Genomic DNA, 12,728 nt, shown 5'->3' on the forward strand with positions numbered 1-12,728 from the left:
TTTCCTTAAATATTAGTTCGTTAGATCTATGAGGTTAATTGATTCAGAATTTCTAAATCCGGTTTCCTTTGAGGAAGTGGGGGTAGGTATAGTGTTGAAAGAGTTTCAATAGTTTGATTTTCAATTTCATATAATGGGAATGGATGTATTCTCGGTTCCACACTGGGGTACATCGACGCCTCATAAATAATAGCTATATGGTCGTCAGGGTAATGTTTTTTTAATTTGAGTTTTAGTAAATTTAAATGTTTAATTTTTTGATTTAGCTTAGGTATTGAGCGATTGCCAATCATTCCTGGCTGCCAAATACAAAGATGTGCTGTAGGATCAATGCTCTTGTCATACAATAATAATTCCGTTGCCTCTACATGAAAACACCCGAATTGTCCAGGATCGATTTTAAGATCCGCATAGAGGCAATTTTCAACAGAAATACCAGGTAAAATAATTGTTTCAATCGAATTTTTTTGAGCCTCAAATATAGCTTGTAAACCTGGATCTGCGAAAATTGTAGGATGTCCATAGAGTATTACAGTGATAAAATCATAACTCTCTAAGTCCGTGAGAATTTTATCTCGTATTTTGTCATAGGAATCCTGCCGATCATTTTCAGAAAAATATATCGGCTCAAGAGATTCTGACAATTTAGAATAGTGCTCTATCCATTGTTTGGTAATAGGTTCGTTAACCAAGTACAAAACCTTATCTGCACTAGTAGCATAAGTCTTAAATTCAGTTGTAAAATGAGATATAGATTTAATACCGGAACCAATTAAAGCTAATTTTTTAATGATAAATCCTTTTACTATCTATCTAACCACCCGGGACATATCAGCAAATTGTTCAGAACTATTTGATAACGCCGCTCTTACTTTTTGATTGCTTTTAGCCTTAAATGTATCAAGTAGGCCAAGCGATTTAAGAGTTTGATCTTTATTACTAGAGAATATGGCTTGTTTAGCCAAGTTTTCAAATTTGGTCAAGACGCTCATAATATTCACCTTTATATGGCATATTGAAGATTATAAGTAATAAAGAATAAAAAAACATAGGTAAAGTACTATAATTGGTGTTTGCTGTTATGTTTCATATACTATATTCGGCTCTACACCAATTAAGGGGGCACTTTAATTAAATTAGTCTAGACTAACTCCTTGATTTAGCGATCAAAAGGAAATTAAAGTGCCGAAATATAATCTTATCCTAAACTTACCTGGATTTTCTATAGTAAAAGTGAGTGGTTATCAACCCTTACTATTAGATGTTCGATATAGTCTTTTAGCGCGTTGTGGTCATTGTCAAAGTAAACACGTTAGAAAGAAGTCGGCTTATACTCGAGAGGTTCATCATGAGCTGTTAGGTCATCGTCGAAGTATATTAAGATTTAAAGCGTATAAGTTGTATTGTCATGCGTGTAAGCGTTATGGGAACCAACAATTCCCTGTAATAAATAAACACCAACGTTCGACTTGGCGAGCCCAAGCGGCAGTATTTCATGAGCATAGCCGAGGGGTCTCTCAAAAAGACCTATCAGAACGCTATAAGAAAGGTAAAGCGACAATAGAACGTTGGTATCAACGCCATTATGAGGAACAACATCGAGAGTTAATCAATAAACCATGCCCAACAGTACTGGGTATTGATGAACACTTCTTTAGTAAAAAAGAGGGATTTGCCACCACCTTTTGTGACCTGAAAAACCATAAAATATATGATGTGGTAAAGGGACGAAGTGAAGGCGACTTGAAGGATTATCTAGAGCGGTTACCTGGAAAAGAACGAGTAAAAGTAGTTTGCATGGATTTAAGTAGCACGTATCGTTCGATAGTAAAAAAGTACTTCCCTAATGCCCTGATTGTAGCGGATAGATTTCATGTAATTCGTTTAATTCAACATCAATGCATGATGACTTATCGAGAACTATCCAGTGAGATAAAAAGCAATAGGGGGGTCTTGGCTTTGCTTAGAACCCGACCGGATAACTTAAGTACAGAAAAGAAAGTGAAACGAGATGCGTTTTTAATGCAGAACCCCGCGATTGATGCCATCTATCAATTTCAGCAACAGCTTCATGCTCTATTAATGAAACGGGCATTAACTCAGCGTGCTTGTCGCAAAGTGATACCTACCTTCTTGGGTATGCTTGATGGATTAAAACAAAGTGGATTTAAGGCATTAGTTTCATTAGGAAAGACCTTAACTTCTTGGAAAGATGAGGTGGCTAGAATGTGGCGATTTAGCAAATCTAATGGAATAACAGAAGGGTTTCATCGAAAAATGAAATTGATTCAAAGAAGGGCTTATGGGTTTCGAAATTTTGAAAATTATAGAGTGCGTGTTAAGGTGCTCTGCGGGTGATTAAGGTGCCCCCGTAATTGGGAAAGACCCCGAAATTGCCTGAAGTAAGAGTGCATGATTTAAAGCATACCTTTGCAGACGATTGAGAGCCGCAGGAGTAAGTTTTGAAGACAGGCAAGATTTACTTGGACATTGTTCAGGTAGGATTACAACTCACTATTCTTCAGCTGAGTTGCAAAGTTTATATCAAGCTGCGAATAAGATTTGTGAGAATCGTAAAAGTGGAGTGATATTAACATTATTGCGAAACCCAAAGAGTAGACCTGCCAGTCAAAATACTCTAAGGGATAGTCAGGTAAGTTTGTAAGTTCGTGATCTAAGTGACGCAAAAGTTACGCAAGGACTTTTGTACTAAACAGGTAATCAACGTAATTTATTGATTTTAAAAGTTTAAATTGGTGGGCCCACTAGGACTTGAACCTAGGACCAACGGATTATGAGTCTGTTAAATACCACTTTTAGCGACTTTTAGTATTTTTTAATTTCCTTTGAAAATCTTTTAAAATCAACGTTTATAGGCCATAATTAATTTTATTTAGTTTTCATTTGTTTTAAATAATCTGTCTACATGGCGTCTACATGGAATTTAAGGGGTAATTATGTCAGGAGCTGAAAAGGGTATTAAATTAACTAAAACGATTGTTGATAAACTCGAGCATATTCCTGGAAAAACCCAGACTTTTTATCGAGACGAAGGCTTAAAAGGATTTGGACTCAGAATTACTTCAGGCGGGGTAAAAAGCTTTATTGTAGAAACGCGAATCAATGGTAAGGTAAAACGGGTCACCTTAGGTAAATACGGTAATCTAACTGTTGAAGAAGCAAGAAAAGAAGCTAAAAGTCTATTAGGGAGTGTGGCCAGAGGTGATGATCCTATTGCCGAGAAGAAGACTAAAAAAGTCCATGCTATGACTTTGCAGCAAGTGTTGAATGATTACTTAAAAGCCAGAAAAGACTTAAAACCTCGAACTCTTGATGATTATCAATCTGTTTTACATGAAGTGGTACCTGACTGGCTTGATAAACCACTGGTCAATATTACTCGTGAAATGATTGCTAAACGACATACAAAGCATGGTCAGTCTAATAGTAAAGCGCGAGCTAATAATGCCATGAGGGTGTTAAGAGCCCTTTTTAATTATGCGATGTATGAATATCGTGATGGCAATGGCAATCCTGTTATTAACCTTAACCCTGTTAAATACCTATCCCATACTCGTGCTTGGTATCGAGTAGATCGCAAGCAAACCGTAATTAAATCGCATCAGTTAGCTGACTGGTATAAAGCGGTGATTGTGTTGGTTGAGACAGATAACTATCGCAATGCTTTATTATGGCATGATTACTTTCTCTTACTACTTTTTACTGGCATGCGGAAAACGGAAGCTGCATCGTTACAATGGAAAGATGTTGATCTCAAATCTCAAACCATTACGTTGCAAGACACAAAAAATCACGAAATCCATACTTTGCCCATGTCTGATTTTGTCTTTGAGTTAATGGAACGTAGGAGTCGAAATAAAACGAGTGAGTTTGTATTCCCAGCTGAAAGTAAGACTGGTTATATTTATGAACCTAAGAAAGCGGTAAATAGGGTAGTGGAGTTATCAGGGGTACAATTTACCTTACACGATCTTCGACGAACCTTTGCCACTGTTGCTGATAGTCTAGATTTACCTGCTTATGCATTAAAACGATTACTCAATCATAAAATGAATAATGACGTCACAGCAGGGTATATCATGAAGGATGTTGAGCGATTACGTAAGCCAATGCAGCAGGTTACTAATTTTTTGCTTGAACAGATGATGGAAACGGCGGAGGTTTGATTTAACTTGCATCCGCGTATTAATTTGCAATTCGCGATTCGCGAATTGCGAATTTATAATGTAGTACTTTTAAAAGCCAGGCACGACTGACTTACGCATGATAGTTAATCAAGAAGTGAAAATGGAATTGCCCAAAGATTATCACCAAAGGATAAACATCTATCCCCATTATAAAGCACTATACCGCTAACCCAATCCTTTTCAGCTAAAGAAGCTAATTTTCTCAAGCCACGGAAATCTTGATTAATAATGGTATGGCTTGCTTTAACTTCAATACCAATAATCTTACGAGCATGATTTTCGAGAATAAAATCTACTTCAAATTGGTCTTTATCACGATAGTAGTAAATATTCCAAGGATCATCTTCCATGGTGGACATTTTCAATAATTCACCATACACCCATGTCTCTAATAAAGCTCCAAAGGAAGTTTTATCAACCTCAATACTTTCAGTTGTAATTCTATTTACCGATGCTAAAAGACCACTATCAATGAAATGGATTTTTGGTGTTTTAGTAATTCTGCTTAAGGTATTGTTATGCCAAGGCCTTATTTGCTGTACTAGAAACAAAGTTTCCAGTAAGCCAACATACTTTTGTGTGGTTTTAGTGTCTAAATTTAATTGCCCACCAATTTGTGTGAAATTTGTTAATTTCCCTGACTGCTGAGCGAGGACTTCTAACAGGCGAGGCATTTCAACCAATTTTTCAATAGAAGAGATATCTTTTACATCGCGTTCTACAATTGCCTTAATGTATGATTTCGCCCAAGTATTTCGCCTTGCAGGAGCGGATCTAGTCAACATCTCAGGATATCCTCCTGTCAAAGCTTGGGAAATAATGTCTGATTCTTCTGTACTTGGTGCTTGGTTTGGCCATGATTGGTTAATGGCATATTTAATAAAATGATTTTCTCGGCATTGAATTTCAGCTTGAGAGAGTGGGAATAAAGTTAATATTTCCATTCTGCCAGCTAAGCTATCTCCGACTTGAGGTAAAGCTAACAAGTTGGCGGACCCCGTTAATAAGAAACGACCTGGTTCTCTATTTTGATCTACAGAGAGCTTTATTGCGCGAAGTAACTCAGGTGCACGCTGAATTTCATCTATAATTGCTTTATCAATTCGGTTAATAAAACCAACCGGGTCTTGTTTTACAGAGTTGAGGATATTTTCGTCATCTAAAGTATAATAGGGTAGATCCAACGAATACTCTTGTACTAAAGTTGTTTTCCCTGATTGTCGAGGACCGTTTATTAAAACAACGGGAGTATCTTGCATTGCAATTTCCATTCGGCTTTTGATTTGACGAGGAAAATTCTTTGCTTTCATTGCTTACCTTTATTCTCTGTGAATCCGACTATTATGATTGTGAATCCGACTATTATGATTGTGAATCCGACTATTATGGATTGTGAATCCGACTATTATGGATTGTGAATCCGACTATTATGGATTATAAATCCGACTATTATGGATTATGAATCCGACTATTATGGAATGCAAGAATGTAGCAATAATTAAATTGCGAATAATTTTATAAAAACCTGGGGGGATAAAAGGGACATGTGGGAAACCCTTATAAATACTGAGTTAGAAACGTCCCTAATTCCATTTTATATTAGGGACGAGTGGGACATCAAACCTGTAATATCTTTTAATTACTATCATTCCAATCCATAACTTTTAATTAGATCCAAACCCCTTGACAGAGTTTGAATATTTAAGCGATACTTTTTTCGAGCTTAAGATTTAGGACAGGCTTATGGCATGGAAAGGCCATTGTTTTATGGATACGAATTATCAATGTGAGCTGTATAAGCACTTGATATTCATTGCAGCATGGATCGCAAACGGTCGGCATTAAGCTGAAATGAAATCAATTGTAGAGGTTCACCATGTCTATAGAAAAACCAACCCGTTTACATCTATTAAACGAATTCGATTCTGCTCCAGAATCAGCTTTATTTAATCAACAAACCATTGCGGCTGTATTAAGCTGTTCAACGCAGTTACTTGAACGTAACCGCTGGGCAGGTACAAGCGTTCCTTATTTAAAAATTGGGCGTAAAGTTTTATACCGCAAGAGTGATGTCTTGGGTTTTCTCCAACAACAACGAGTATACCGTTCAACCAGTGATGAAGGCCAGGCACTGGCAATGGGTAACGAATAACTTTTATTGTTGTTTCACAGTTCAGAAAGCTTCTTATGTGTTAGAGCTTAATGCTTCTCTGAATTTAAGTTGGAGAATTTTTTATGTCACAAAATCAGGTTATTTCATTACCTAATGCACAAAAACGTCCAATCATCTGTGAATATGCCGGTGGTCATTTTAAATTAAGCGATAAAGGCATAACCTTTGTTGGTACAGATAAAGACGGTAATCAACTGCCACCACGTTGGATATGCTCTGCACTGTCCGTAGTGGCTAAAACACGGGATGCTAAAAGTGGGGAGTGGGGGCGATTACTCGAATGGAAAGATGATGATGGAGTTATTCATCAATGGGCAATGCCTTTGGCGTTATTACAAGGTGATTCCTCAGATGTTAGACGAGAACTTGCTCGCTTAGGCTTAGCAATTTCGCCTAATAAACTAGCAAGAGATCTACTGACCTCTTATTTACAGGTATTTCCTATCGAAGCACGTGCTCGGTGTGTTGATAGACTAGGATGGTATGAGGATGTGTTCGTCACGGCAAATGGTTCAATTGGTACTAATGAAGAAAAAGTAGTATTTCAAAATAACAATGCTATTGAACCGGCCTTGTCATGTTCTGGTTCGGTTGATGAGTGGCGAAATTCAATAGGGCGTTTAGCCTCAGGTAATTCACGTTTAGTCTTTGCTATTGCCACCGCTTTTGCTCCAAGTTTAGCAAAACTTGCTGGCGAAGACTCTGGCGGTTTTCATTTTAGAGGTACCTCGTCATCTGGTAAAAGCACCGCTCTTAAAGTAGCTGCCTCTGTGTGGGGTAATCCAAAATCCTATTGCCGTTTATGGCGCAGTACCTCTAATGGTTTAGAAGGTTTGGCTGCCTTACATAATGACGGCTTATTAATTCTCGACGAGCTCAGTCAAATAGATCCAAGAGAAGCTGGGGAGGCGGCTTATCTACTGGCAAATGGTCAAGGAAAAACGCGGGCATCAAAAACAGGTGCAGCCAAAAAATCAGCCAGTTGGTCTTTAGTTTTTCTCTCAGCAGGTGAGGAGTCATTAACTGCATTAATGGCAAAAGCCGGTCAACGGGTCAATGCCGGCCAAGAAATTAGACTTGCAGATATTGAAGCAGATGCTGGGACAGGTATGGGTTTATTTGAAAAGACGCACGAGCAAATTAGCCCAGCAGCTATGGCAATAACTCTTAAAGAATTAACCGATAAACTGTACGGTGCTGTCGGCTTGTCATGGCTAGAACATGTTGTAGCCAATCGTCAAACCCTTATTCCAGTAATCAATAATATGATTAATCAGTTTATTGAAAAAGTTAGTAGCAAAGACATTACCGGACAAGTTATAAGAGTAGCAAGACGATTTGCCCTAGTAGCTGCAGCAGGAGAACTCGCCACCCAGTTTGGCCTAACTAGATGGCAACGAGGAGAGTCTTTTCAAGCAGCACAGCAATGTTTTAAATCCTGGCAAGAGAATTTCGGTACTGATGGTAATCGAGAAGACAGAGCTATTATGGCACAAGTTCGTGCCTTCTTTGAATCCCATGGAGCGAGCAGATTTGATAATGTGCGTGACCCTAATAATGGGCGAATAGTCAATCGTGCTGGATTCTATCGTACTGATGATAAGGGCTTTAGATTGTTTATGGTACTTCCAGAAGTTTATAAAAATGAACTTTGCAAAGGCTATGAGCCTAGAATGGCTACCCGGGTGTTAATTAACGCTGGGTGGTTAATGCCTGCATCGGATGGTAAGTCTTCACATAAACCTCGAATTAATGGGGTAGGCACACCTAGGTTATATTTCTTTAGTGAGAAAATTTGGGGTGAGGAATAACCTTAAAAAGCCGATTCATAACCTACATGGAGTTATGAATCGCGAATCAGATTCTAGTTTCATTTTAATAAAATAACGGTTATTTATTGCTCATATAGGCTGATAATGGACTAAAATGTAACTAGAAATAAAAATATTCAAGCTAAATTTTTAGCAATTAAATTAGATAGAATCAATATAACTATATTCTTGGGGGGCTGAAAAGAAATGGATTTATTCACAGAACTTGTTTCCCCATCCAAGCAACATCATATTTTCCGAGAGTTGGCTTTTAGTGAAGACTATGAACCAGCAAGAAAAATAATCGAGCAACTGCTCAATCATTTCGTAATTAAAGAAAAAAAGTTTGTTCAACAATTTCAATTGAAACCGAGTTTTCATCATCGATTATGGGAACTGTATTTATACTCTTATTTATCTAGTAAAAATGAACGAGAGATAATAATTAAAAGTATAAGTCCTGATATATGTATTTGTGAAAATCAATTTACATATTATATCGAAGCTACCACATTAAACATTCCAGAAGGTAGCGCTGAATCAATAGATGAAGTATATCTTCTTAAGAAATATAAAAAAACACTTAAAAAAAAGATGGAGAAGAAGTATTGGGATCTGCCCGAGATTAGGGGTAAGCCACTTATTTTGGCCATTCATGATTACACTTTAAATGAATCTCTGGGAAATACACCCTTTCATTTAACTAATTGGTTATATCCAAATAAAAATCAAAAGACCTATCTAGATTTTTTTGATTGGAGTAATGCTAGTTTCATTAGTGGAATTTTAGTCTCAGGTCAAGCAACCGTACCAAAATTTAATCGTATGGGGATATTAGCCGGTTATGGTAACAATCGTATTAAAGGATTAAGAATCCGACAAAAATTGAAATTTCTTAATAATGATGAAGGTAAGTTAACAATATCTCAAGAACCTCCTGAAGCTACAGAATTAGAAGACCCTAGCTATATTGAATCTTGGTCTGAAGGTATAGTATTTTTCCATAACCCTTACGCCTTACATCCAATTTATCCACCAAATTTAGGTGATATTACTCATATTAGGAAATTAAAAAATGGGCAAGTCATGATTCATCCTACTGGTCAAGAAGTAATAAATTCTGAGACATGGTTTTTTAAAGCAGTTGATAAAATATAATATTCTAATATAGCTCTCGACTTTAGATAAGAAGGGTATCTCCCTTAGCGAATGCAGAAGGGCGCAATATACATTCATTCGAATGTTTGCTAAATTATAAAAATCAGGTTAAAACAAAATCCTTAATGGACAAGGATTTTTCTTTATAAAAGCAACCGATGGATCACTTTAAATAGGTGTATTCATGGCTATTGCTTTTGCTAGAGTTTCAATTCATTCCAGATCAAAAGGTCATAGTGCAGTTGCTGCAATTTCTTATCGAGCAGGACTCAAGTTAGTTGATGAGCGCACAGGATTAACTCACGATTTTTCCTATCGTCATGACGTCGTTTTTTCAGAAGTGTTACTGCCTAAAAATTCAGACTCTGCTTTTTTAGATCATTCGATCCTATGGAATGCTGTTGAGGCTGCTGAGAAAAGAGTTGATGCGCAGTTGTGTAAAGATGTGGTTTTGGCTTTGCCTAAAGAATTGAATCGAGAACAGCAGATTGATTTAACTCGACGATTTGCTCATACCCATTTTGTTGAGAATGGTTTGCCAGCTGACATCGCGATTCACGATCATGGCGATGGTAATCCTCATGCTCATATTTTAATTACTACTCGTAGACTTGAAGGAAAACAATTTTCTAAATATAAAGCACGTGATCTGAATCCTACTTTTGCAAAAGGCTTTATTGTAGAAAATGATTATTGGGGTGAGTTATGGCGTGAGACGCAGAATGACTATTTTATTGAGCAGAATCTTGATTTAGAAGTTGATGCTAATCATTTAATTTCAGAGAGGCACAGAGGACAACAACGCAATTCATCCGCGCATTACTTACAAGAAGAAAATCAATTGATTCTACAAGCGCGCATGGAAATTACGCGGGATAATATTACTCATGCTATTGAACATTTATCATCACAACATAGTGTATTTACAAAAAGAGATGTGGAGCGTCTTTTATTTAAGACCTTTAGTCTTTCTAATAATCCGCAAGAATATTTGCAGTTTGTTGAAAAGGTATTAAGTGATAAAGATGTAATTTCGTTAGGGGAGAATAATAAGGGAAAGATTTCTTATACAACTCGTAGCCATTTTCTCGAGGAAGCAGCGTTATTAGATGATATAGAAAAAATGATGCACTGTACTAAACATTCTAGTAATCAGCCTATAGATTATCTTGCTCAGCAATACGCTTTGAGTGAGGAGCAGAGTGAGGCATTTCGCTATATTGCGCAAAGTCCTGATATCGCTGTTGTTATAGGGCGTCCAGGAACTGGGAAAAGTTATCTGCTAAAGCCAGTCAATGAATTCTATAGGCAAGCTAATCAACTAGTAATTGGGGCAGCCTTATCGGGTAAGGTTGCCAAAGCATTACAAGCTGAAACAGGTATTAAATCCTCTACTATTAAGTCGTTATACTATCGTTTAGCCAATAACACTATGCAGTTAAGCGATAAGCATGTGTTGATAATTGATGAGGCTGGCATGGTGGATTTTTCCAGTATGGCTTATCTGCTAAAGGAAGCGAAAAAGGCTGGTAGCAAAGTAATCTTGATAGGCGATCCTGATCAATTAAAGCCTATTCAAAAAGGGGAGATATTCAGAGGGATAGCCGCGAGAACAGGCTATATAGAGCTTGAAAATATCAAGCGACAATTAGATGCTGGAGACAGACAGGCCAGTATGGATTTAGCTAAGGGTGAAATGGATAAGGCTATTCAGCATTATCAGAGCAAACAGGCAATAGCTATGGCTGAAACGAGTGAGAAAGCCGCAGAGCTACTAGTCGCAGACTGGAAAAGAGATCTTGATAATACGGACCTTGCAGACAACATTATGCTTTCTTTCACTAGGAAAGCGGTTAATAGTCTTAATGATCGAGCTAGAGAAACATTAATAGTTAGCAATAGAATAGGTACAGAAAACGTTTCATATCAAGGCTTAGAGCGAAGTTTGTCTATATCAACAGGTGAGCGTCTGTTATTCAGAGAGAATAATAAGACTCTAGGAATTCGCAATGGTGATACGGCAACAGTTAAGGAGGTCACTGCTCAACAAATGAAGGTGCATCTTGATAGCGGAGAAGAACTTATTATCCCTAAAGATTATAAAGCACTGGATTATGCGTATGCACTGACTGTACATAAATCTCAAGGTATGACTGCCAAAAAGGTTAGAGTCCTGATAGATAGCAAATACTGGGACAGAAACCTCAGTTTCGTTGCTATGACCCGACATAAAGAAAGTCTGAATATCTACGCAGATAAACAAAATCATCCTACTGAACAAGCTCTGAAGCAAACTCTATCTCGAAGTACCACAAAAGATAATGTCATCGATTGGCCATTTGATTTTGCTATGAGAGTTGGTTTTGATTCGGATTCATTAGTAAGTAAGGTGGTGAATCATATATTTGCCATTACCCATAAAGTTAAAAATGCTTATAACTTTATTGTTAATTATGAGACATACTTATTGAAAGAAAAACAACAAAACCCGCAACAGGAGCTTAGTAAAATTCGAGCAAAAGGTAATCTACAGTTAAGAAATGATTTAAAAGAAAAAATAAGAAAAGATAACATGTTATTTAAAACACCTTGCGAACAGCTGAAAAAAGATTTCCTTGAGGTTGGACAACTTGAAACCCTTATAAAGGAGAGGCCAAGACAGACAGGTTACATTGCTGAGCGAGCTGATAAGCAAATTAATGCTTTGTCACAACAATTATTAAGCAATAAAGCTTTTAGCACTTATGTCAAAAGCCAACATCTTGATTTTTATAATCAGATAAAAAATATTAATATGAAAGAAAAATCATTGTGTTATGAGCGATAGTATAATTTATTAGAAATGTCCCAATGTCCCAAACCAGTAAATTTAACAGGGACAGATATAATACAGTGCTGGTAAGTAGTTCCCACAAGTCCCCTTAGTCCCTGTATTTATATAAGCCTAGAAATATATAAAATTAAATCCTATAATATATGGAAAATACAAATGAAAATATTTGTAATGGCTTGGGCATAAAGATACAAATTAAGGCAAATGTAGGAGTCTTGTTTGGATTGATAGTATGGCTTTTAATGAACATACTCATGGAGAAGTTTATGCTTAATATTGATTCATTCACTATAAGTAGTATTTGGTGCGAAGCATGGTTTTTGCGAGGCTAGGTAGGTCTGCTTTCAATCTAAATAAGAGGTTTTGCATCAAACTTTAATTTTCAATCTTCCAGGAAAAACCAAAGAGAGGTTCGAGTCCTCTCCCTCGCATTATATTTCGGCATTCTTTAGTAGGAATGAGAGTGTTCATTTAACTGTGTCACCTCATTGCTTATCTAAGCCCCAAAGTTAGTCTGTCTTCAAAATAGATTTGTAGTTGGGACA

General features: G+C 36.9%; 9 protein-coding genes and 1 pseudogene. 7 read left to right on the top strand and 3 right to left on the bottom strand.

What is annotated here, in order from left to right; genetic code table 11:
* Positions 1 to 26 precede the first annotated feature (26 nt).
* Both E1P08_RS09380 and E1P08_RS09385 read right to left on the bottom strand, forming a co-directional pair.
* On the bottom strand, positions 27 to 809 hold the full coding sequence (locus E1P08_RS09380) for an SAM-dependent methyltransferase (protein WP_341272480.1): 783 nt from the start codon (positions 807 to 809) through the stop codon (positions 27 to 29).
* The gene (locus E1P08_RS09385) at positions 810 to 992 is read right to left on the bottom strand and encodes a hypothetical protein (protein ID WP_133136764.1); all 183 of its coding nucleotides are present in this window, start codon (positions 990 to 992) and stop codon (positions 810 to 812) included.
* Positions 993 to 1,182: 190 nt separating this feature from the next.
* On the opposite strand from E1P08_RS09385, the gene E1P08_RS09390 reads away from it, so the two are divergent.
* From E1P08_RS09390 to E1P08_RS09405, 3 genes and pseudogenes are all read left to right on the top strand, one after another.
* Positions 1,183 to 2,358, top strand: coding sequence for an ISL3 family transposase (locus E1P08_RS09390; protein ID WP_133136765.1), 1,176 nt, complete (start codon positions 1,183 to 1,185; stop codon positions 2,356 to 2,358).
* A gap of 32 nt (positions 2,359 to 2,390) precedes the next feature.
* Positions 2,391 to 2,665 (top strand): annotated as a pseudogene (locus tag E1P08_RS17465) (site-specific integrase); the annotation flags it as partial.
* A 292-nt stretch (positions 2,666 to 2,957) separates the two neighbouring features.
* Positions 2,958 to 4,187: a tyrosine-type recombinase/integrase gene (locus E1P08_RS09405; protein WP_133136766.1), complete on the top strand. Its 1,230-nt coding sequence runs from the start codon at positions 2,958 to 2,960 to the stop codon at positions 4,185 to 4,187.
* A gap of 104 nt (positions 4,188 to 4,291) precedes the next feature.
* Here the strand turns inward: E1P08_RS09405 and E1P08_RS09410 are convergent, their stop codons facing one another.
* The gene (locus E1P08_RS09410) at positions 4,292 to 5,518 is read right to left on the bottom strand and encodes an ATP-binding protein (RefSeq protein ID WP_207387353.1); all 1,227 of its coding nucleotides are present in this window, start codon (positions 5,516 to 5,518) and stop codon (positions 4,292 to 4,294) included.
* 566 nt (positions 5,519 to 6,084) lie between these two features.
* Between E1P08_RS09410 and E1P08_RS09415 the strand changes: the two genes are divergently transcribed.
* The 4 genes from E1P08_RS09415 (at position 6,085) to traA (ending at position 12,177) form a co-directional block, all read left to right on the top strand.
* Positions 6,085 to 6,360: a MerR family transcriptional regulator gene (locus E1P08_RS09415; protein WP_133136767.1), complete on the top strand. Its 276-nt coding sequence runs from the start codon at positions 6,085 to 6,087 to the stop codon at positions 6,358 to 6,360.
* Positions 6,361 to 6,443: 83 nt separating this feature from the next.
* Complete coding sequence (locus E1P08_RS09420; protein ID WP_133136768.1) at positions 6,444 to 8,192, top strand: DUF927 domain-containing protein; 1,749 nt, start codon at positions 6,444 to 6,446, stop codon at positions 8,190 to 8,192.
* Between the two features lie 207 nt (positions 8,193 to 8,399).
* A complete protein-coding gene (locus E1P08_RS09425) occupies positions 8,400 to 9,350 on the top strand; it encodes a hypothetical protein (RefSeq protein WP_133136769.1) in 951 nt (316 codons plus the stop codon).
* Between the two features lie 184 nt (positions 9,351 to 9,534).
* On the top strand, positions 9,535 to 12,177 hold the full coding sequence (gene traA, locus E1P08_RS09430; RefSeq protein ID WP_133136770.1) for a Ti-type conjugative transfer relaxase TraA: 2,643 nt from the start codon (positions 9,535 to 9,537) through the stop codon (positions 12,175 to 12,177).
* Positions 12,178 to 12,728: the final 551 nt, after the last annotated feature.

This window comes from Legionella rowbothamii (genome assembly GCF_900639985.1).
Lineage (GTDB): Bacteria > Pseudomonadota > Gammaproteobacteria > Legionellales > Legionellaceae > Legionella > Legionella rowbothamii.

What these genes read in the sequence shown, in the direction of transcription:
- E1P08_RS09425 (WP_133136769.1), top strand. Translation starts at nt 8,400, where the DNA reads ATGGATTTATTCACAGAACTTGTTTCCCCATCCAAGCAACATCATATT.
- E1P08_RS09420 (WP_133136768.1), top strand. Translation starts at nt 6,444, where the DNA reads ATGTCACAAAATCAGGTTATTTCATTACCTAATGCACAAAAACGTCCA.
- E1P08_RS09410 (WP_207387353.1), bottom strand. Translation starts at nt 5,518, where the DNA reads ATGAAAGCAAAGAATTTTCCTCGTCAAATCAAAAGCCGAATGGAAATT.
- E1P08_RS09415 (WP_133136767.1), top strand. Translation starts at nt 6,085, where the DNA reads ATGTCTATAGAAAAACCAACCCGTTTACATCTATTAAACGAATTCGAT.
- E1P08_RS09405 (WP_133136766.1), top strand. Translation starts at nt 2,958, where the DNA reads ATGTCAGGAGCTGAAAAGGGTATTAAATTAACTAAAACGATTGTTGAT.
- E1P08_RS09385 (WP_133136764.1), bottom strand. Translation starts at nt 992, where the DNA reads ATGAGCGTCTTGACCAAATTTGAAAACTTGGCTAAACAAGCCATATTC.
- traA (WP_133136770.1), top strand. Translation starts at nt 9,535, where the DNA reads ATGGCTATTGCTTTTGCTAGAGTTTCAATTCATTCCAGATCAAAAGGT.